General features: G+C 38.8%; 21 protein-coding genes. 15 read left to right on the top strand and 6 right to left on the bottom strand.

The annotated features are described in order from the left end of the window. The first annotated feature begins 9 nt into the window (after positions 1-9). Together ACQKMV_RS18005 and ACQKMV_RS18000 are read left to right on the top strand one after the other, a co-directional pair. Positions 10-531: an N-acetyltransferase family protein gene (locus ACQKMV_RS18005; protein ID WP_427505581.1), complete on the top strand. Its 522-nt coding sequence runs from the start codon at positions 10-12 to the stop codon at positions 529-531. Positions 532-569: 38 nt separating this feature from the next. Continuing rightward, complete coding sequence (locus ACQKMV_RS18000; RefSeq protein ID WP_427505580.1) at positions 570-908, top strand: cupin domain-containing protein; 339 nt, start codon at positions 570-572, stop codon at positions 906-908. A 29-nt stretch (positions 909-937) separates the two neighbouring features. Here the strand turns inward: ACQKMV_RS18000 and ACQKMV_RS17995 are convergent, their stop codons facing one another. Continuing rightward, positions 938-1,234: a hypothetical protein gene (locus ACQKMV_RS17995; RefSeq protein ID WP_427505579.1), complete on the bottom strand. Its 297-nt coding sequence runs from the start codon at positions 1,232-1,234 to the stop codon at positions 938-940. A gap of 442 nt (positions 1,235-1,676) precedes the next feature. Here ACQKMV_RS17995 and ACQKMV_RS17990 point away from each other — a divergent pair, with 442 nt between their 5' ends. Next, positions 1,677-2,105 carry an NUDIX hydrolase gene (locus ACQKMV_RS17990; RefSeq protein ID WP_427505577.1) on the top strand — a complete coding sequence of 143 codons (429 nt, stop codon included), beginning with the start codon at positions 1,677-1,679 and terminating at the stop codon, positions 2,103-2,105. Positions 2,106-2,165: 60 nt separating this feature from the next. Here ACQKMV_RS17990 and ACQKMV_RS17985 read toward each other — a convergent pair whose 3' ends face one another. Both ACQKMV_RS17985 and ACQKMV_RS17980 read right to left on the bottom strand, forming a co-directional pair. After that, complete coding sequence (locus tag ACQKMV_RS17985; RefSeq protein WP_427505575.1) at positions 2,166-3,329, bottom strand: aminotransferase class I/II-fold pyridoxal phosphate-dependent enzyme; 1,164 nt, start codon at positions 3,327-3,329, stop codon at positions 2,166-2,168. A gap of 2 nt (positions 3,330-3,331) precedes the next feature. After that, entirely contained in the window at positions 3,332-4,447 is a 1,116-nt protein-coding gene (locus ACQKMV_RS17980; protein WP_427505574.1) for a methionine biosynthesis PLP-dependent protein, read from the bottom strand. A gap of 186 nt (positions 4,448-4,633) precedes the next feature. On the opposite strand from ACQKMV_RS17980, the gene ACQKMV_RS17975 reads away from it, so the two are divergent. Then, the gene (locus ACQKMV_RS17975; protein ID WP_427505573.1) at positions 4,634-4,801 is read left to right on the top strand and encodes a hypothetical protein; all 168 of its coding nucleotides are present in this window, start codon (positions 4,634-4,636) and stop codon (positions 4,799-4,801) included. Between the two features lie 459 nt (positions 4,802-5,260). Here the strand turns inward: ACQKMV_RS17975 and mscL are convergent, their stop codons facing one another. Continuing rightward, the gene (mscL, locus tag ACQKMV_RS17970) at positions 5,261-5,650 is read right to left on the bottom strand and encodes a large conductance mechanosensitive channel protein MscL (RefSeq protein ID WP_427505572.1); all 390 of its coding nucleotides are present in this window, start codon (positions 5,648-5,650) and stop codon (positions 5,261-5,263) included. A gap of 167 nt (positions 5,651-5,817) precedes the next feature. Here mscL and ACQKMV_RS17965 point away from each other — a divergent pair, with 167 nt between their 5' ends. Next, positions 5,818-6,513, top strand: coding sequence for a lytic transglycosylase domain-containing protein (locus tag ACQKMV_RS17965; protein WP_427505570.1), 696 nt, complete (start codon positions 5,818-5,820; stop codon positions 6,511-6,513). A gap of 525 nt (positions 6,514-7,038) precedes the next feature. On the opposite strand, the gene ACQKMV_RS17960 is transcribed toward ACQKMV_RS17965, so the two are convergent. After that, the gene (locus ACQKMV_RS17960) at positions 7,039-7,296 is read right to left on the bottom strand and encodes a GlsB/YeaQ/YmgE family stress response membrane protein (RefSeq protein ID WP_142507034.1); all 258 of its coding nucleotides are present in this window, start codon (positions 7,294-7,296) and stop codon (positions 7,039-7,041) included. Positions 7,297-7,411: 115 nt separating this feature from the next. After that, a complete protein-coding gene (locus tag ACQKMV_RS17955) occupies positions 7,412-7,960 on the bottom strand; it encodes a cysteine hydrolase family protein (RefSeq protein ID WP_427505569.1) in 549 nt (182 codons plus the stop codon). Positions 7,961-8,359: 399 nt separating this feature from the next. On the opposite strand from ACQKMV_RS17955, the gene ACQKMV_RS17950 reads away from it, so the two are divergent. The 10 genes from ACQKMV_RS17950 (at position 8,360) to leuD (ending at position 21,534) form a co-directional block, all read left to right on the top strand. After that, a complete protein-coding gene (locus tag ACQKMV_RS17950; protein WP_427505568.1) occupies positions 8,360-9,535 on the top strand; it encodes an amino acid deaminase/aldolase in 1,176 nt (391 codons plus the stop codon). After that, complete coding sequence (locus tag ACQKMV_RS17945) at positions 9,523-10,845, top strand: D-arabinono-1,4-lactone oxidase (protein ID WP_427505566.1); 1,323 nt, start codon at positions 9,523-9,525, stop codon at positions 10,843-10,845. Before ACQKMV_RS17950 ends, ACQKMV_RS17945 begins: the two co-directional genes overlap by 13 nt. A 336-nt stretch (positions 10,846-11,181) precedes the next feature. Beyond that, positions 11,182-12,852, top strand: a complete 1,671-nt coding sequence (ilvD, locus tag ACQKMV_RS17940) for a dihydroxy-acid dehydratase (protein ID WP_427505564.1) — start codon at positions 11,182-11,184, stop codon at positions 12,850-12,852. A 463-nt stretch (positions 12,853-13,315) separates the two neighbouring features. After that, positions 13,316-15,082: a biosynthetic-type acetolactate synthase large subunit gene (gene ilvB / locus ACQKMV_RS17935; RefSeq protein ID WP_427505563.1), complete on the top strand. Its 1,767-nt coding sequence runs from the start codon at positions 13,316-13,318 to the stop codon at positions 15,080-15,082. Beyond that, positions 15,079-15,594, top strand: coding sequence for an acetolactate synthase small subunit (gene ilvN / locus ACQKMV_RS17930; RefSeq protein ID WP_049664470.1), 516 nt, complete (start codon positions 15,079-15,081; stop codon positions 15,592-15,594). The genes ilvB and ilvN overlap by 4 nt, the downstream gene beginning before the upstream one ends. 82 nt (positions 15,595-15,676) lie before the next feature. Further along, positions 15,677-16,729 (top strand): ketol-acid reductoisomerase, encoded by a 1,053-nt coding sequence (ilvC, locus tag ACQKMV_RS17925; RefSeq protein ID WP_427505678.1) that lies wholly within the window; start codon positions 15,677-15,679, stop codon positions 16,727-16,729. Beyond that, positions 16,716-18,254, top strand: coding sequence for a 2-isopropylmalate synthase (locus ACQKMV_RS17920; RefSeq protein WP_427422937.1), 1,539 nt, complete (start codon positions 16,716-16,718; stop codon positions 18,252-18,254). The genes ilvC and ACQKMV_RS17920 overlap by 14 nt, the downstream gene beginning before the upstream one ends. A gap of 129 nt (positions 18,255-18,383) precedes the next feature. After that, positions 18,384-19,484, top strand: a complete 1,101-nt coding sequence (gene leuB / locus ACQKMV_RS17915; RefSeq protein WP_427422936.1) for a 3-isopropylmalate dehydrogenase — start codon at positions 18,384-18,386, stop codon at positions 19,482-19,484. Positions 19,485-19,500: 16 nt separating this feature from the next. Then, positions 19,501-20,910, top strand: a complete 1,410-nt coding sequence (gene leuC, locus ACQKMV_RS17910; protein ID WP_427505561.1) for a 3-isopropylmalate dehydratase large subunit — start codon at positions 19,501-19,503, stop codon at positions 20,908-20,910. Positions 20,911-20,940: 30 nt separating this feature from the next. Next, a complete protein-coding gene (gene leuD / locus ACQKMV_RS17905; RefSeq protein ID WP_427505559.1) occupies positions 20,941-21,534 on the top strand; it encodes a 3-isopropylmalate dehydratase small subunit in 594 nt (197 codons plus the stop codon). Positions 21,535-21,801: the final 267 nt, after the last annotated feature.

Here is a 21,801-nt window from a genome sequence, read left to right as displayed (position 1 = left end):
TGAGGGGAAATGGAAAAACAAATTAATATTCGCGTTGTTGTCGAAGAAGATGCAGCAACTATGCTAGAAATACAGAAAGAAGTATTAGCAGAAGAAGATTTTTTAATAACTACAGTCGAAGAATTTCAGCGATCGATCGATGAGCAAAAACAGTGGATACAAGCAAAATTGGCAAATGAACGTGAAACAATTTTTATCGCACAATATCAAGGGAAATTGGTTGGCTGGCTTGTGTTTCAATCACCACATCGAAAGCGATTAGCGCATACAGGTACGTTTGGCATGATGGTGCTAAAAGAATTTCGTGGTCTAGGAATTGGAAAACTTTTGCTGGAGAGGGTAATAACGTGGGCAGAGCATAACCCCTATATTGAAAAAATTAGTCTTGGCGTATTTTCAACAAACGAAAGGGCTATTGCGCTCTATAAAAAGATGGGATTTGTTGAAGAAGGAAGAAAAATAAATGAAATAAAGCTACATGACAATGAATATATAGACGATGTTTTAATGTATAAAATGGTTCGCAAATAATAATTTTGGGTTTTAATAGAAAGGAGTATGCAAACAACATGAAAATATTTAAATTCACACAAGAGGTGGCTAATCAAATTAATAATTATCAATCAATGAATTCTTTTTATACGAAAATCACGAAAACGGTTGAGCCTACAAATATTGGCTTCATTTATATAGAGCCTGGTGGTGTTGTTGGGATGCATGAGGCGCCTGTGCCACAGTTATTTATTGTTATTCAGGGTGAAGGATGGGTTTGCGGTGAGGATAAAGAAAAAGAAATGATAAAGACTGGGGACGGTGTTCTTTGGCAAAAAGGAGAGGCACATGAATCAGGTAGTAATTCAGGCTTAACAGCACTTGTCATCCAATCAGAGCAAATCAATCTTGCCTAGATTACATATTTGAATTGATAGTACAAGAATCACGATAGAACTTCAAACGCTGATAAAACCTCGAACATCGCTGATAAAAGTACAAGAATCGCTGATAAAACTTCAAACATCGCTGATAAAAGTACAAGAATCCCTGATAAAACTTCAAACATCGCTGATAAAAGTACAAGAATCGCTGATAAAACTTCAAACATCGCTGATAAAAGTACAAGAATCGCTGATAAAACTTCGAACATCGCTGATAAAAGTACAAGAATCGCTGATAAAACCTCGAACATCGCTGATAAAAATATCAGAATCACAAAACCAAAGTGAGAGTAACTCAAACCAACTCTATTTGGCAATTTCTTGCACGAAAATGATGTCATTCTTTTACATATGTTATATAATTGATATCAATACTTTTTAACCCAGTTCCAATTTTTCTATTTATTGATTCATTCATCACCAAAATTTGCGGGTGACATTTTTTAGTTGATTGGATTGGAGGTTGGGTGACTCCTCGGGGATTAGCAATAGAGGAACGAAGACTAAAAGCACCACGTCCTGTGATAACGACTTCGTGACCAACCTCGTGCTGTTGTTGCTGTCGCTACGCTTTCGCACAGACGAAAACCTGTTGTTGCTGTCGCTACGCTTTCGCACAAAAAACAGTTGTTGGCCAGACGCCCCTAGGAAAGCGCCCAGCCGGAACGGAAATCAACCACATGTTATGGTGATGAGACTATTTATTGTAACTTTTAATCATGTAAAAAGGAGGATGACTTCATGCAAGTTGTTGAGAAGGCATTTGGCTATATTACGAGAGAGCATGAAGGTCAGTTACAAGTGCTAGTATTTGAGCAAAATACAGAAGGAGCAGGGATTCAAATTCCTAAAGGCACAGTAGAGGAAGGGGAAACACCACAAGAGGCTGTAACCCGAGAGATGTTTGAGGAGACAGGTTTAGGCGATTTAACAGTTAAGGGGTTAATTGCCCAAGATTATTTTAATCATCATTCAGGGGTTCTGCAAAAACGTTATTTTTATCATTTAACTACAAAGGAAAAACGAGATGCATGGCAGCATTGTCCTACAGGTTTAAACGAGTCAGGTTTTGTGTTTTCATTTTACTGGATAACAGATGAACAAGAAGTATCACTAGCAAAGGGACATGGAGATTATTTATATCGAGTGCTAGCTCGTGTGAACAACTGATTGAGAAATTATATATAAAAACAAAACCGCGTTTCTATAATTAGAAACGCGGTTTTGTTTTTATATAGCCTTTGAAGCAACATCTAATGCTTGTGCAAAATCGGCAATCAGATCGTCAACATGTTCAAGTCCTACTGAGAAACGTAATAGTCCGTCAGTAATACCTCGTTTTGCACGCTCTTCAGGCTCCATTGCTGCATGACTCATTTTAGCAGGGTAGGATAAAATTGATTCAACGCCACCAAGAGAGACAGCGAAAACTGGAATTTTCATTGCTTCTACAAGTGCTTTTGCAGTTTCATAGCTTGGTAGGCGGAAGGATAGTACTGCACCTGCACTCGTAGACTGACTATGATGAATCTCATAGCCAGGATGTGATGCAAGCCCCGGGTAGTAAACTTGCTCAACTAGGGGATTAGCAGCTAAAAACTCCGCAATCTTTTGCGCCGACTCAGCAGAACGACTAAAACGCACATCTGTTGTTTTGATATTTTGTAAAAGAGTAAAGCAGTCCTGTACACCTAATATATTGCCGAATGAATTTTGGATAAAGTATAGCTCCTGACCAATCTTTTCGTCAGCAGTTACTGTCAATCCCGCGATAATATCTGAGTGTCCAGATAAAAATTTTGTAGCACTATGAATAACAACATCGACACCTAGTTCAAGTGGACGTTGGTGTAAAGGTGTCATAAAAGTATTGTCTAAAAACGTTAAGCATTTATGCTGCTTGGCAAGTGTTACTACTCCGCGAATATCTGTGATACCAAGTGTTGGATTCGACGGTGTTTCCATATAGAGCAGTTTTGTAGCGGGTATAATGGCTGCTTCAATCGCTGCTATATCTGAGAAATCAACGAAGGTATAGGTAATGCCGAAGCGTGGTAAAATCTTAGAGACGAAGCGGTATGTTCCTCCGTAAACATCCTCCGTAATGACAATATGATCCCCCTGAGATAATAGCATTAATGCTGCAGATACAGCGGCAATTCCAGAAGAAAATGCATGTGCTCGTACGCCACCTTCAAGCTCTGCTACAGCTTTTTCCAATGCCTCACGTGTAGGGTTGCCTGAACGTGCATAATCATATTCACCGAATTCATCAATACTCTCTTGATGGAAAGTAGATGATAAATACATAGGTACATTGACTGCACCTTTTTTATTTTCATAGCCGTCACGAACACCTGCGTGTATTAGGCTTGTTTCAATATGCTGCTTCATCTTTAAGCCTCTTTTCTAAGGATATCGAATACTTGTTTTAAATCCTCAATTAAATCTTCAGCCTCTTCAACTCCAATAGAGAAGCGAAGTAATCGGTCACATACACCACGTTCAATACGCTCCTCATAAGGCATGTCTGCATGTGTTTGAGTAGCAGGATAGGTAATAAAGCTTTCAACACCACCAAGGCTTTCAGCAAAAGTAATTAGCTTTAAGTTTCGTAGGAATGGGTCAACCCATTCAGCCTTTTTCAAGCGGAATGAAAGCATACCACCTTTTCCTGTGTATAGCACGTCTGTCACAAGCTCTTCTTCTTCTAAAAATGCAGCAATTGCTTTCGCGTTCGCATCATGCTGTTTTAATCGAAGATGCATTGTTTTTAATCCGCGAATAAGTAACCAGGAATCCATCGCACCTAATACCATCCCGCTACCATTATGAATAAAGCCAATGCGTTCTGCTAATTCAGCACCTTTAGCTACAACTAAACCAGCTAACACATCATTATGTCCGCCAATATATTTAGTCGCCGAATGAATGACAATGTCTGCACCTGATTCGATTGGACGTTGGAAATATGGTGTATAAAACGTGTTATCGACAATTAACCATGCTCCATGCTTGTGAGCTAATTCCGCATATACTTGTAAATCAAATTCCTGCATAAGCGGATTTGTCGGCGTTTCAATGAATAGAGCACGTGTATTGCCGTTGATTAATGCTTCTACCTGTTCAACTGTTTCAAATTTTGAGTAGACAGGCTTAATATTATATGTTTCTTCAAAGAAATTAAAAAGTCGATATGTACCACCATATAAATCATCAGGCACCACTAATTCATCACCAGGCTTAAACAACGATAGAACTAATTGAATAGCTGCCATCCCAGAGCTACAGGCAAAGCCCGCATCTCCGCCCTCTAAATCGGCAATACCTGCTTCTAATAGAGCACGCGTAGGATTTTTTGTACGTGTATAATCAAAACCAGTGGATTCACCGATACCTGTATGTTTGTAAGCTGTCGATAAATGGATTGGTGGGCTGACCGCACCCGTTCTCGGATCACTTAAATTCCCAAGTTGTACAAGTTTTGTTTCAATACTTCTGCTGTTTGTCATGTCGTCACTCTTTTCTTCATCATAATAAAGGGGGAGTCAATTAGACCTCATTTCCCATATTCTCAATAATTGTTATCAATTTAACATGTATACTAAAGAAGAACAAGATGATTTCAGAAAATTGGTGATATTATTTATAGGAAATCACCTAGGAATAGTAGGATATGTAAAAAGGAGGAGAGTTAAATGAAGAATTGGCTAGTAATAGGTGGAACAGGAATGCTAAAGGATGTTTCTATATGGCTTCTACAGCAAGAGAATCATGTAACCGTTATCGGGAGAAAACATAAGAAAATGCAAAGTTTGATAAATGATGCTAAAAATGCTTCGAAATTGTTTCCTTTAAAAGTTTGATTATACGAATTACAATAGCTTTAAATTAGCATTAATAGAGTCTCAGCAAACTAATGGATCATTTGATGGTATTATTACTTGGATTCATGGTTCTGATAAAAGAATTTGGGAGTCGCTTTTCCACGCTATTCCTAACACAAAAAATGTGATTTTATTTCATATAAAAGGGAGTAGCTCTTACATAAATAATGACCGTACAAAAAGTTATTTACCTTCTAACATAATTTATCGAGAGGTAAAACTGGGTTTTATCATAGAAAGCAACAATTTTTCAAGATGGCTAACAAATAATGAAATTGCACATGGAATTATTGATGCTATAAAACAAGAAATACCGGAAAAACATGTGGGCGTGTTTGAACCATGGAATTTGCGCCCATAAAGGAATAAGTCTATTGAACAAAAAGAATCTGCCTATTTTCTCGGTTTATCCAAGGAAAATTAGACAGATTCTTATTTTTAAGCTTGTTCTTTTTTTAATAAATCTCGAATTTCTTTTAGAAGCTCTTCTTTAGCATCCAATTCTGGTGCTGGTTCTTCCACAACAGCCTCTTCTTTTTTACGAGAAAGCTTAGTCATAAGTCGTAATGCCATGAAAATTGCAAATGCGATTATTAAAAAGTCAAGAATTGACTGTAAAAATACGCCTAACTTTATTTGAGCGTCACCTGAGCCAAACACAAAGCTTTCTGTTAAATCAATACCACCAGTTAAGACACCTACTAATGGCATTATAATATTTGCAACCAAGGAGGTAACAATTTTACCGAAAGCACCACCAATTACAACTGCCACTGCTAGATCGACAATATTGCCTTTCATAGCAAATTCTTTAAAGTCTTTCCACAAAATAAATTCCTCCTATTATTATCCATATAAAATAATCGAATTATATTTTACTATATTTTTCCCTTCCTTTTCAACTATTAAAGTAGTGGAAATATATTCTGAAAAAACTGCAATACAAACAGAAATTTTGGTAATATAGAAAAAGAATAAAAGATTAGGTGTGACATATGGCGAATAAAAAGAAGAAAAAACCGATGCTATCGCCTTCTTCTCAATTAGGCATGATAGCTTTATTAATACCAATAGCGATAACTGTTATTGTTTTTGCTTTTTTTGCGTGGAAGGAACTACAAACCTTACCTATATTTGAAAAATTAGCGAAGCAAATAGCAATAGAAGAAATTCAACAAAATTTCGATATGAATATTCCTGAGAAATATATTCCCATCTATGTGGCAGCAGAAGAAAAATACGGCGTGCCTTGGACTTTACTTGCCGCCCATCATCGAATAGAAACACGCTTCTCCTCAATGAAATCGCTCGTTTCATCAGCCGGGGCAGAAGGTCCTATGCAGTTTATGCCTTGTACATTTGTTGGTTGGAAACATCCTTCCTGCTCGGGGTTAGGAAAAGGGAATATATCGAAGGCTGAATTAATGGATCCAGAAACGATTAAAAAATATGGTGGATATGGCGTAGATGCTAATGGAGACGGCATAGCAGATCCTTATGATATTGAGGACGCTATATTTAGTGCCGCGAATTATTTATCGAAAAATGGTGCAGCAGATGGTCATATAAAGCAAGCTGTTTTTAAGTACAATCACAGTGATAAATATGTTGAAAAGGTGTTATATTATTTCAATTTGTATAATGACTATCATGATGAACTAAAGGAAGCAGTCGTTTATCAAGAAAAGTAAAATACAATCAAAAAAGATGGCTCTTTAATAAAATATTGTAATTTGGCAAAACATAGGGTTGATTTCCGTTCCGAATGGGCGCTTTTATCGCTAGCCGCTTCGCTTTCGCGCAGAGCAGAGCTTCCTGGGGGGCGTCCGATGAGCTGCTTCACTCGCGATACTCGCTCCAGGGTCTCGGGCCAACAGATGTTTTTTGCGCGAAAGCGTAGTGCAACGAAGCGACAGCAACAGCACCGATGTTGGTCACGAAGGCGTTATCACAGGACGTGATGGTTTTAGCCTTCGTTCCTCTAATCGCTAATCCCCAAGGAGTCGCCCTGTCTCCACTCCAATCAACCAAATCTCCCGGTATGTAATTTAAATTATTTGCTGTTGTAAAAAGGAAATTAGAATGAATATTTACATGCGAAAAGGACTCGACAAACTCATGTAAAACGTTGCCACATCAAAATATTCCCTTGATCATTTTATATTTCAAAAATATATGTAAAGAGCCATCAAAAATGATGGCTCTTTATTACATATTTAGGTTGCTTTACGCATACTTTTTAAAATAATGCTTACAATGAAGATCAGCACTACAGCACCAATTAATGCCGGGAATACGTAAAAATTACTAACTCTCCAACCCCAGTTGCCAAGAACCATACTACCAATCCAAGAACCGACAACCCCTGCAACAATATTTCCAATGATGCCGCCAGGTACATCTTTACCTAAAATAACGCCAGCTAACCAACCTAAAACTCCGCCGATGATTAAATACCAAATGAAGCTAATCATTTTTTTCATCTCCTTAAATTAAGATATAATGGCGATTACTTAGTTATGCCCTGATTGGAGTATATTAAACGCGTCTCGCTTCTTTAGTAATTATTACAAATTCACGCTTAGGTTTTTATGATTTAACAACTGTTGCGCCTAATGTATGTTCAAAATGACGTAATGCCCATTCATGACCCACAGCATCAAAACTTGCAACACCATCTGCATAAACTACCGTTGAAATGCCCAAATTATAAGCATCAACTGCAGTATGTAAAATGCAAATATCTGTGCAAACTCCGACTAAATGAATTTCCTTGATACCTCGTTCATTCAATAAAATCGATAAATTGGTTCCGGCAAATGCACTATAGCGGGTTTTATCGAGCCACAATACTTTATCTTTGTGAAGGTTATAAATTTCACCAACTTGCCCATATAAATGGCGTCCTTTAGTATCGCGAATATTATGAGGAGGAAATAGCTTTGTTTCAGGATGGAATGGATCATCTTTCTCATGTAGATCATTCGCAAAAACAACAAATTCGTTTTCAGCAATAAATTTTTGAATTAAGGATGAGATTTTCTTATCTAACATTTGACCGGGCTCTCCACATGTTAGTTTTCCGTCAGAAGCGACAAAATCATACGTATAATCTATTACTAATAAAGCCTTTTTCAACCTTTCCACTCTCCCTATAGGTATAATATCACTCTTTATCATGCCATATTTGGGCCTGTTTGTCAGAAAAATGATTCAAATTTAATATTAAGAATAGTTTGAAAATTGATTTTTCTGAGAGTATAATGTGAAAAAAAGGAGAGTGGTCTATATGAATATGACAGCTATGAAACGTTTAAATCGCCAAGGATTACTTATTGCAGGCTTGCATCTGCTAGTATTGTTAAATTTAGCAGCGGATTTCATATTCTCCTCGTAATCTCTTAAAAAAATAGAAAGGTGAGTTAAATGCTTGTCCATTATTAAAAACAACCGTGAAGGCAAATTGATTACATGTCCACGGTTGTTTTTTATTGTCTAAAATAAATTTCAATAAAGAACAAACAAAGGAGTTATAGGATGACCACTAGATTTGATCGAGCGTTCCATGAACTAGAGCGTCCATTTGCTTGGTTGGACTTTGATGCATTGGATCACAATATTTCAACCGTACACAACGCTTGTGGAGAGAAAAATATACGCATCGCTACGAAATCAGTTCGTTCTGTGGAGATATTACGTTATTTACAAACAAATCTACCAAATGTGACAGGGTTTATGACGTTCACAGCGGCAGAAACAATATTTTTACTACAACAGCAATTTGATGATTTACTGCTAGGATATCCGGTGATGGAAGAAGCTGCTGTTCGTCAGTTATTACATTTCGTAAAGGCCGGGAAAACTGTCACTTTTATGGTGGATAAGCGGGAACATGTCAAATTTTTGGCGAAGTTAGGGCAAGAGCTAGGCGTTCGTGTACAAGTATGTATTGATATTAATGTTTCCAATGATTTTAAACTGCTATATTTTGGTACAAAACGCTCTTCGCTTCATTCACTTGAGTCACTTACACCATTCCTCGAATATATTAAAAATCAAGCATTTATTGAGGTGGTTGGAGCGATGGGCTATGAGGCTCAAATTGCAGGAGTCGGTAATCGTCCAGCCAACACTGTTAAAGGAAAACTAATTGAAGTAATGCAATTACAAGCTAAAAAGCAAGTTACCCAGTTTCGTAGATTAGCAATTGCGCATATAAAAGCGTATTTCCCGAGCTTGCACTTTGTAAATGGTGGTGGTTCAGGGAGTATGGCATACACGGCACAACAGAAGGAAGTAACAGAAATAACAGTTGGCTCTGCATTTTATGCACCAGCTTTGTTTGACCAATTTACACATCTACAGCTAGAAAAGGCAGCTGGATTTGCTTTAAGTGTAACAAGAAAGCCAGAAAAAAATATTGTTGTTTGCCATGGTGGTGGTTATACGGCGTCTGGGGCAATTAATACTGATCGATTACCGGTATTCTATGAGCCTACCTTTTTTTCATATCTTAACTTAGAAGGAGCGGGAGAAGTTCAAACACCCGTTAAAGTAAAGCGGAAAAAAGTTAATGTAGGGGACACGCTATATTTTCGACATGCGAAGGCTGGGGAACTTTGTGAAAGATTTCAAGAACTACATGGGATTAGAGGGGACAAGTATGTAGGAGCTTTTTCAACCTATAGGGGGAATGGTCAATGTTTTCTATAGATAAGTGGAAAAATGGTGAGAAGTGGACAAACTGGGCAGGTAATGTCATCTCTTATCCGTCTGAGATGTACTTGCCTCGATCTATTGAAGAGGTTACAAATATAGTGAAGCATGCACGTGAGTTAGGAAAAACGATTCGTGTCACTGGCGCAGCTCACTCCTTTAGCGCTGTTGCAATGCCTGAGCATATAGCACTTTCTTTACATAATATGCGTGGGCTAATAGCTGTGAATGAAGAGAAGCAAGAGGTGACACTTTGGTCCGGAACGTATTTATATGAAATAGGACCGTTGCTTGCGAAGCATGGATTTGCCCTTATAAATATCGGCGATATTCAAGAGCAAACGATTGCAGGAGCAGTGTCAACGGGTACCCATGGAACAGGTGTAACACTCGGTTCGTTATCCTCAGCTGTAACAAGATGGGGTTTTGTAGATGGTACAGGTACTTATAGGGAGCATATGAGAGGAATGGATGATTTATCTGAAGCTTTGCATGTTTCACTAGGTATGCTGGGTGTGCTTGTGAAGGTAACGATAAAGGTGATACCTCTATATAGCTTACATTACGTGAGCACAAGAGATACTTTAGAAAATGGTCTGGCGATATTTGCTGAAGATATTCGACAGAATCGACATGTTGAGTGGTTTTATTTTCCTGGCAGTGAAACAATTCAAGTGAAGCGTATGAACGCTATAGCGCCTGTTTATCAAAGTAATTGGAGTAAGAGAATAGAGACGTTGAAACTGCAAATAGTAGAGAACGGTGCTTTTTTTGCTATGTCCGAGCTTTGTAAATGGAAGCCTTCGTTAAGTGGCGCTATGAGTAAATTTGCAGCAGCCAATGTAGTTGAAGGGGAGAAAACAGGGATTAGCTATGAAATATATCCGTCTCCACGTAGCGTAAAGTTCCAAGAAAGTGAATATGCTATTCCGTTAACGCAATTTGAGGCATGTATGGAGGAGATCCACGCAACCTTTAAAAGTGGAATTTTTGATGTGCATTTCCCGTTAGAATGTCGGACGACGGCAGGAGAAGCAGGTTTTTTAAGTCCTACCCAAGGACAAGAATCAGCGTTTGTTGCCTTTCATATGTATAAAGGAATGCAGGAAGAGCCTTATTTTGAATGGGTCCATACGATGATGAAGAAATATAAAGGACGACCGCATTGGGGCAAACTAAATCATTTAACCGCAAAATATGTATACGAGCTATACCCTGATATCGAGAAATTTTTAGCTATTCGTAGTCAATTCGATCCTGATAATGTGTTTTTGACAGGGTACTTAAGAAAATTATTTACATTGTGAAGGAATACTATGTAATTTAAAGAATTCGAAAAAATTGATGGATTATTAAAAAAATTAAAATTTGAACAAAATGTCGAAATATTCTACGAAGCGAGATAAAAGTGATGCTTAATCAGCATGAAAACGATTTCAAATTTTATGTATTATTTAAATTGTTCAAACAATTCTAAAAATACTGTTGACTAGACCTTTTTTTCGTACTATGATTACAACAATTTAACACGTTCGTTACAGCAATTAGTAATCTTCTAAGAGATTAACATATACGCAAAAGTGAAATAGACAGAACATTTCGTATATAGCAACGAACATAGCAATAAATGAGGGGCGTTTAATATGAGAAGTGACATGATTAAAGTAGGCGTAGATCGTGCGCCACATCGAAGTCTTTTATATGCAACAGGCAAAGTAAAAGCGAAAGATTTAGGCAAGCCATTTATTGGGGTTTGTAATTCTTATATCGACATTATACCAGGTCACGTTCATTTACGTACATTTGCTGATGTTGTAAAAGAAGCCATTATTGAAGCGGGTGGTATTCCATTCGAATTTAATACAATTGGTGTCGATGATGGTATTGCAATGGGGCATATTGGTATGCGTTACTCTTTACCGAGCCGTGAAATTATCGCAGATTCTGCTGAAACAGTTATTAATGCGCACTGGTTCGATGGAGTATTTTATATTCCTAACTGTGACAAAATCACACCGGGAATGTTAATGGCAGCAGTTCGTACTAATGTACCGTCAATTTTCGTATCTGGCGGTCCAATGGAGGCAGGTACTTCTGCTACTGGCAAGCAACTTTCATTAACTTCAGTCTTTGAAGGTGTAGGGGCTCACAAATCTGGCAATATGTCAGCTGAAGAGCTATTAGATATTGAAAACAATGCATGTCCAACATGTGGTTCATGTTCAGGAATGTTTACTGCAAACTCTATGAACTGCTTAATGGAAATGCTAGGAGTAGCTTTACCTGGTAATGGAACAATCGTTGCTACTTCTGAAGAGCGCCATAAGCTTATAAAAGAAGCTGCTAAACAATTAGTCCGTATGATTAAAGAGGATATCAAGCCTCGTGACATTATTACTAAAGAAGCAATTGATGATGCATTTGCACTTGACATGGCGATGGGTGGATCGACAAATACAGTTCTCCATACATTAGCAATCGCCAATGAAGCTGAAATCGATTATAACATTGAAGATATCAATAAAGTTGCAGAGCGTGTTCCGTATCTAGCGAAAATTATGCCTGCTTCAGATATTTCAATGGATGATATTAATAAAGCGGGTGGCGTTAGTGCCATTATTAATGAATTAACATCTATTCCAGGTGCCATTCACCCAGATCGACCAACAGTTGCAGGACTGACAATGGGTGAGCTTGTAAAAGATTATCATATTACAAATGATGAAGTTATTCGTACGAAAGACAATCCGTATAGTCCAGTTGGTGGTTTATCGGTGTTATTTGGTAATATCGCGCCAGAAGGTTCTGTTATTAAAGTAGGAGCTGTAGACCCTTCTATCAAAGTATTCAGAGGCGAAGCAATCGTCTTTGATTCACAAGAAGCGGCACAAGAGAATATCGATAACGGGACTGTTCAAGAGGGTCATGTAGTCGTCATTCGTTACGAAGGACCAAAAGGTGGCCCAGGGATGCCTGAAATGCTTGCACCAACGTCTGCGATTCAAGGTCGTGGTCTTGGTACAAAGGTTGCGTTAATCACAGATGGACGTTTCTCAGGTGCATCTCGTGGTATTTCAATCGGACATATTTCACCAGAGGCAGCAGAAGGCGGTCCAATCGCTTTAGTAGAGAACGGTGACATTATTACAATTGATCTACCAAATCGTACTATCAATTTAGAAGTCTCAGATGAAGTATTAGCAGAGCGTCGTGCAAAATTACCGGAATTTGAACCGAAAATTAAGCGCGGTTGGCTAGCAAGATATTCAAAATTAGTAACAAACGCCTCTACAGGTGGCGTTATGAAAATTTAAAAAGTTAAAGCGTTGATGAGGTTAAAGGTTCTAGAGCCTTGTATTTACCAGAGAGCCGGTCGTGCTGGAAGCCGGCGATACAACTAGATCCGACATCCCCTCTGAGTGGGCTATTAAACGCGTGATCGCCATTAGATAGCTCCGGGCATAATCGAAAGTGCTCGTTATTAATGAATAAATAATTTATGACACCATATTGGATGCGAATGATTCGCATTGGTGCATAAATGCTTATATTTATTCGCGAGGTAGCAATTATTTGCTATAAAAAAGGGTGGTACCATGGAAAGTCTTTTTCATCCCTACGTAAGGTAATTCTTTGCGTGTGGAGAAAAAGGCTTTTTATTTTTTTACGGCGTAAGAAAGAGTCTGTCATCTCTTTTCAAGGAGATTACCAGCTTGTAATACTTCAATGATGCGCATTACTGATGTGAAATTGAATGATAAGAAGGAGGCAAATTTGATGAGTACGAATGTTTCTATCAATGAGAAAGAAGAATTAGCAACAGCAGCAAAAGCTGAACAAACCTATCAAGCGAAAGATGGTGCTGACGTATTAGTGCAAGCATTGCATGAACAAGGTGTTGAAATTGTTTTTGGTTACCCGGGTGGAGCGGTACTACCAATCTATGATGCAATGTATAAAAATCCGATTCGTCATATTTTAACTAGACATGAACAAGGTGCAATCCATGCAGCGGAAGGTTATGCACGTGTTTCCAATAAAACTGGTGTTGTTATTGCGACAAGCGGTCCGGGGGCAACAAACTTAGTAACTGGTATTGCTGATGCGATGATTGATTCTATCCCATTAGTTATATTCACAGGTCAAGTTGCAACATCAGTGATTGGTACAGATGCTTTCCAAGAAGCGGACATTATGGGAATCACGACACCAATTACAAAGCACAACTATCAGGTGCAGGACGTTAATGATATCCCGCGTATTGTTAAAGAGGCATTCCATATTGCAAGCACTGGTCGAAAGGGCCCTGTTGTAGTGGATTTCCCGAAAAACGTTTCTCAAATGTTATTTGATGTGGAGAATCCGCCACAGGCTCCTGATGAAATTTATTTACCAGGTTATCAACCAACATACAAACCGAATTATTTACAAATCCAAAAGGCCATTCAGGCGATTTCATTGGCTAAAAATCCAGTCATATTAGCTGGGGCTGGTGTACTCTTTGCAGATGCCAAAGAAGAGTTAACAGCATTCGCTGAAAAATACCAAATTCCAGTAGCAAACACTTTGTTAGGACTTGGTTCAATCCATGGAGAGCATGAATTATTCATCGGTATGGCAGGAATGCATGGGACTGCAACAGCGAACATAGCTATTACAAAATCAGATTTATTGTTGAATATCGGAGCTCGCTTTGATGACCGTTTAACTGGTAATTTGGCAACATTTGCTCCAAATGCAACAATCGTACACATCGATATTGATCCAGCGGAAATTGGAAAAAACGTTCCGACAGATATTCCAATCGTTGCAGATGCTAAAGAAGCATTAAAAGCACTATTGAAAAAAGAATTCGAGGGTCCAGACACAACAGAATGGCTAGCATTCTTAAATAACCATACAAAGAAATATCCATTATGGTATAGCAAGGAGCCAGGGGACAAAGAAATTTTACCGCAGGAAGCATTAGAGCTTGTGCATAAAATTACAGAAGGTGACGCAATTGTCACTACAGATGTTGGTCAGCATCAAATGTGGGCTGCACAATATTATCGCCTAAACAATGATCATGGATGGGTAACGTCTGGTGGACTTGGTACGATGGGCTTCGGCTTCCCAGCTGCAATTGGCGCCCAGTTTGCGAAGCCAGACAAAAAAGTTGTATCCATTGTAGGAGATGCAGGGTTCCAAATGACTGCACAAGAACTATCTCTGCTACAAGAATTCAACTTACCGGTAAAAGTGGTGATTTTAAATAATAGCTGTCTAGGAATGGTACGCCAATGGCAAGAAACGTTCTATGAGGAGCGTTATTCATCATCACTAATGCCGATCCAACCAGATTTTGTTAAATTAGCTGATGCATACGGCATTAAAGGCTATCGAATTGACACAATCGACGAAGCGGAATGTATTTTCCGAGAGGCACTACTTTCTGATGAGCCAGTGTTAATTGATTGTCGGGTTAAACAGCTTGAATGTGTGTACCCAATGGTAGCACCAGGCAAAGGCTTACATGAAATGATTGGGGTGAAAAAGAATTGAAACGAGTAATTACAGTAACAGTGATTAACCAGAGCGGTGTGTTAAACCGTGTAACAGGTTTACTTATGAAGCGTCAATTCAATATTGAATCAATCACAGTTGGTCATACTGAACAGCCAAACTTTTCGAAAATGACTTTTGTTGTAAACGTAGAGGATGAGCGTAAAATTGAACAGCTGGTGAAGCAACTATCAAAGCAAATTGATGTGTTAAAGGTCAATGATATTACAGATAAATCAATCGTGCTACGCGAGCTTGCACTTGTAAAGGTAATTTCACCACCAAATTTACGACTGGAAATGAATTCAATTGTTGAACCATTCCGTCCACAAATTATTGATACAGCGAAAAACGTTGTCACCTATCAAGTAGTTGGAGATCCAGATAAGATTGATGCTTTTATTGAACTAATTCGACCTTATGGTATTAAAGAATTAACACGTACAGGGGCTACTGCATCTGTTCGTGAAACACAAAAAATCTCAAATACGCAGCTCTCTATTTTAAAATAGTTTGCATATAAAATTGATAGCTTTGAATGCATAGCCCTTCGTTGGTTTGCTAGCATCCGAAGTTAAAAAAACAAACCCAAATATTAGGAGGAAACAAACAATGGCTACTATGTACTATGAACAAAACATCAACGAGGAAGTATTAAAAGGAAAAAAAATCGCAATCATCGGTTATGGTTCACAAGGTCACGCACATGCTTTAAACCTTAAAGAATCAGGATTCGATGTAGTAGTAGGAGTTCGCCCGGGCGGATCATTCGATGCAGCAAAAGCGGATGGATTAGATGTGAAAACTGTTGCAGAAGCAGCGCAAGAAGCAGATGTTATCCAAATTTTACTTCCAGATGAGCGTCAAAAAGCTGTATATGAGGCTGAAATTGCTCCACATCTTGAAGCTGGTAAGGCACTTATGTTTGCACATGGCTTTAACATTCATTTCGGTCAAATTACACCGCCAGCAGATGTGGATGTATTCTTAGTTGCTCCGAAAGGTCCAGGACACTTAGTTCGTCGTCAATTCCAAGAAGGTGCTGGTGTACCAGGGTTATTCGCAATTCATCAAGATGCAACTGGTCAAGCAAAAGATTTAGCTCTTGCATATGGTAAAGGAATCGGTGCAGCTCGTGGCGGTTTACTTGAAACAACATTCAAAGAAGAAACGGAAACTGATTTATTCGGTGAGCAAGCTGTACTTTGTGGCGGTGCTACACAATTAGTAAGAGCAGGTTTCGAAACTTTAGTAGAAGCAGGATACCAACCAGAGTTAGCATACTTTGAAACACTTCACGAACTAAAATTAATTGTTGACCTAATGTTTGAAGGTGGTATGGCAACAATGCGTTACTCAGTATCAGATACAGCAGAGTGGGGTGACTATGTTGCAGGACCACGCATTATCGATGACTCAGTAAAAGCTCGTATGAAAGATGTATTAACGGATATTCAAGATGGTACATTCGCTCGCCGTTGGATTCAAGAAAACGAAAACGGTCGTCCTGAATATACAAAATTCAAAGAAGATGGTGCGAACCACCAAATCGAAGAAGTTGGTGCTAAATTACGTGCTATGATGCCATTCATTAACGAAGGTAAAGAAAAAGTCGTGAGAGAAGTGGCTGCAAGTGCGAAAAATTGATATTTTCGATACAACCCTTCGTGACGGCGAACAATCTGCTGGTATTAATCTAAACACAGCAGAGAAGATTGAAATCGCCAAGCAATTGGAGCGCCTAGGAGTGACAATTATAGAAGCAGGTTTTCCTGCTTCGTCACCCGGTGACTTTGATGCGGTAAATCGTATTGCAGGGACAGTGAAAAACTCTATCGTAACAGGCTTAGCTCGCTGTGTACAAAAAGATATCGACACAACGTGGGAAGCAATTAAAGTGGCAGAGCAACCGCACATTCATATTTTCCTAGCAACTTCCCCAATTCATATGGAATACAAGCTAAAAAAATCACCTGATCAAGTGGTAGAACAAGCGGTTGAAGCCGTAAAATATGCAAAAAAATTCTTTCCGCTTGTACAATGGTCTGCTGAAGATGCATTCCGCTCAGATCGTGAATTTTTAGTACGCATTATGAATGAAGTTGTTGCGGCGGGTGCGACAACCATTAATGTACCTGACACAGTAGGATATGCATCGCCACAAGAATATGGTGCATTATTTAAATTCTTACTTGAAAACGTAAAAGGTGCTGACAAGGTAAAATTCTCTGCACATTGCCATGATGACTTAGGTATGGCAACCGCTAACACAATTGCAGCCATTGAAAATGGTGCCTCACAAGTTGAGGGTACGATTAACGGCATCGGGGAGCGTGCTGGAAATGTTGCGCTTGAAGAAATCGCAGTTGCCCTTCATATCCGTAAAGATATTTACCCTGTAGAAACAGGTATTCATTTACAAGAAATTAAACGTACATCTCAATTAGTCAGTAAATTGACAAATGTAGTTATTCAGCCGAATAAAGCTATTGTTGGTAAAAATGCATTTGCACACGAATCAGGTATTCACCAAGATGGTGTGTTGAAAAATCCAGAAACGTACGAGATTATTTCACCTGCCCTAATCGGTGAAGGGGAGGTACCGCTCGTTCTTGGTAAACACTCAGGTCGTGCAGCATTCCGTGACCGAGCAGAAACAATGGGCTTTAACCTTTCAGATGAAAAACTAAATAAAGCATTTACTGAATTTAAAAAGCTTGCTGACCGTAAAAAAGAAATTACGGAAGAAGATTTACTAACGCTTCTTACAGAGCAACAAGTTCAAATAGAAGATGTTCCACTCTATGAACTGAAGATGGTACAGGTGCAATATGGTACAGAAAATATACCAACAGCAACAGCGATTGTTTTAACACCAGAAGGTCTAGAGAAGACAGTTGTTGCAACAGGTTCAGGCTCAGTGGAAGCCATTTTCAATACGCTTGAGCAACTTGTACAAGGAGACATTCATGTGATTGATTACCGAGTTAAGTCTGTCGGTAAGGGACGAGATGCACTAGGTGAAGCCGTGATTAATATCCGCTATGATGGTGTATCAGCAACCGGGCGAAACTCATCACAAGATGTTTTAGAAGCTTCGGCAAAAGCTTATTTAAATGCCATCAACCGTCATTTAATTCAAGCAAGCCTTCGTGCACAGCCTGTAAGTTAATGGATCATCAAATTCACATCCCAAAAGCGTGTAGTCAGTCGTAATATTGATGACCTCACCTATTCAAATAGGTGAGAGTCTTACTAAAATAGCGTAGTTCAACGCTATACAAAGAAAGGTGTTTTGACGATGGAGAAAAAAATTACAGTACTTCCTGGTGACGGAATTGGGCCAGAGGTTGTTGCTTCTGCTGTACGTGTATTACAGGTAATTGGTAAGCGATTCAACCATACATTCCATTTAGGTTATGCGACAATCGGAGGCGCTGCCATCGACCAACACAATAATCCACTACCAGATGAAACAATTGAGATGTGTGAAAATAGTGACGCAGTTTTACTTGGAGCCGTTGGTGGTCCGAAATGGGATAATAACCCACCTGAATTACGTCCAGAAAAAGGATTATTACGTATTCGCAAACACTTTGACTTATTCGCAAATCTACGTCCAGTAAAGGCGTTCCCGAGTTTACTAGATGCTTCACCATTAAAGCGTGAAGTAGCCGAAAACGTCGATTTAATGATTGTACGTGAATTAACAGGCGGCGTATACTTCGGGGAACCACGTATGCGTACTGAGAATGGCGCGATTGATACAACTGTTTACTCAACTGCAGAGGTCGAGCGTATCGTTGAAAATGCCTTTGAATTAGCACGTTTACGTGGAGGCAAATTATGCTCTGTTGATAAAGCAAATGTACTAGAAACAAGTCGTTTATGGCGCGAAGTTGTAGAAGCGAAGAAAAAAGAGTATCCAGATGTGCAAGTGGAGCACAATTTAGTAGACTCAGTTGCAATGAAATTAATTACAAATCCTAGTCATTATGATGTGGTAGTTACTGAAAATATGTTTGGAGATATTTTAAGTGATGAAGCATCTGTTATAACAGGCTCTTTAGGCGTATTACCATCTGCATCCATTCGTGGAGATAATTTTGGTCTATATGAACCAGTACATGGCTCAGCTCCAGAAATTGCAGGCCAAGGTGTAGCAAATCCGGCAGCAACAATTCTTTCAGTTGCCATGATGCTACAATATTCATTTGGCTTAAAGGAAGAGGCAGCAGAAATCGAACGTGCTGTAAGTGCAGTATTTGATGATGGCTATTTCACAGCAGATCTTGTCCGTGATGGCGGTCGTATACTTTCGACGAATGAATGGACAGATAAAGTTATTAACGAGATTGATACAAGTTTTGTTTCAGAAAGCATTATGACAACATACATTTAAGAAATAGGTGAAGATAATGGGCAAAAATATAATTGAAAAGATTTGGGATAAGCATGTTGTTTATCAAGAAGGTGGCAAACCGGACCTGTTATATATTGATCTCCATTTAATTCATGAAGTAACTTCTCCGCAAGCTTTTGAAGGTCTTCGAATGAACGGACGTAAAGTGCGTCGTCCAGATTTAAGCTTTGCAACAATGGATCATAACGTACCTACAAAAAATCTACCAACGATTCATGATCCAATTGCACGTAACCAAATTGAAACGTTAGCAAAAAATGCTGAAGAATTTGACGTTGAGCTTGCAGGGATGGGGCACCCTGACCAAGGAATTGTTCACGTAATTGGACCAGAGCTAGGTTTAACTCAGCCTGGTAAAACTATTGTTTGTGGTGACTCTCATACGTCTACTCACGGTGCGTTCGGAGCGATTGCCTTCGGTATTGGTACATCTGAGGTAGAACATGTATTGTCAACACAAACTCTATGGCAAAACAAGCCGAAAACAATGGAGATTCGTGTAGAAGGTGAGCTTCCTGTAGGTGTAGCTGCAAAAGATATTATTTTAGCGATTATTTCTAAATTCGGTATCAGTGTCGGCACAGGACATATTGTGGAATTCACTGGAGAGGCTATCCACAAGCTTTCTATGGAAGAACGGATGACAATTTGTAACATGTCAATCGAGGCTGGTGCAAAGGCAGGGCTAATTTCTCCTGACCAAACGACTGTTGACTATATCCGTGGACGCAAACATGCACCACAGGGAGAACAGTTTGCGGAAGCTGCAGATTATTGGTTAAGCTTAGCATCCGATGATGATGCAACATATGATACAGTTCGAATCATTCAAGCAGAAGAGATTGAGCCAATCATCACTTGGGGAACGAATCCGTCAATGGGTTCAGGTGTTTCAAGTAATGTTCCAACACAGGCAGATTATGAGGATGAGTCAGATAAAGCTGCTCTTCGTAAAGCACTTGCCTATATGGGCTTAGAGGAAGGTCAACCATTAACTTCAATCGATATACAACACGTATTTATCGGTTCCTGCACAAACTCACGCATCAGTGATTTACGTGCAGCTGCAGATGTTATTAAAGGGCGTAAAGTGCATGAAAATGTAACAGCGATTGTTGTGCCAGGATCATATTCGACGAAAATACAAGCAGAAGCAGAAGGATTAGATAAAATCTTTACAGATGCTGGCTTTGAATGGCGTGAGACAGGTTGCTCCATGTGTCTAGCAATGAATGATGATGTAGTACCGGCAGGTGAACGCTGTGCATCAACATCGAACAGAAACTTTGAAGGACGCCAAGGAGCTGGTTCTCGTACACACTTAGTATCACCGCCAATGGCAGCAGCGGCAGCAATTGCTGGTCACTTTGTGGATGTTCGTGAATTCGTAAAGGAAACTGTGTAAATTCCATTTACACGGAAGGGATGATTGCAAATGGAACCAATTAATATCGTAAATAGTGTGATAACTCCACTTGATCGTAAAAATGTCGATACAGACCAAATTATTTCGAAAGAGTTTTTAAAGCGTATTGAGCGTATAGGTTTTGGTCAGTATTTATTTTACCATTGGCGCTTTGATGCAGATGGTAATGAAATAAAGGATTTTGTGTTAAACAAACCTGAATTTAAAGACTCCAAAATTTTAGTAGCACAAGATAACTTCGGCTGTGGATCATCTCGTGAACATGCACCGTGGGCAATCTTAGATTACGGATACAATGTAGTGATTGCACCGTCATTCGCAGATATTTTCCATAGTAACTGTTTCAAAAATGGGATGTTACCAATCAAGCTAACTGAAGCAGAGTGTGATGAAATTTTAGCAAAAGGCTTAGAGACACCGTACTCAATGGAAGTCAATCTTGAAGCACAAACAGTAACAGGTGAAGATGGTAAAGTGTATAGCTTTAGCATCGATCCTTACTATAAAGAAACATTATTAAATGGTTGGGATGAAATTGCCCTAACATTTAAATACGAAGAACAAATTGCTGCTTACGAAGCACAACGTATTACATTTTCATAAATGAAACGATTACCTTTAGACTGAAGACACATTTGTTGTCTTCAGTTTTTTTATTTTAATAAAGAAGTAAAATTACTTTGATTGAAGGGAGAAATGCTCAGGTAATAGGAAGAACTGATCGGGTTAAGAGGGAAAATGCTCATGTAGTTATGAAAAACTCCTTAATTGCAAATGACTAGGTTTACAAATTTTATAAATAATATCCGCCGAATAAAGTTAAATCCCCTGGTGGATGTTTTAGGTATATAAAATGTATATTTTTTGTAA

The organism is Lysinibacillus sp. NPDC094403, assembly GCF_050278745.1.
Lineage (GTDB): Bacteria > Bacillota > Bacilli > Bacillales_A > Planococcaceae > Lysinibacillus.
The sequence above is the reverse complement of the archived record's forward strand: the minus strand, read 5'-3'. Positions and strand labels throughout refer to the sequence as shown.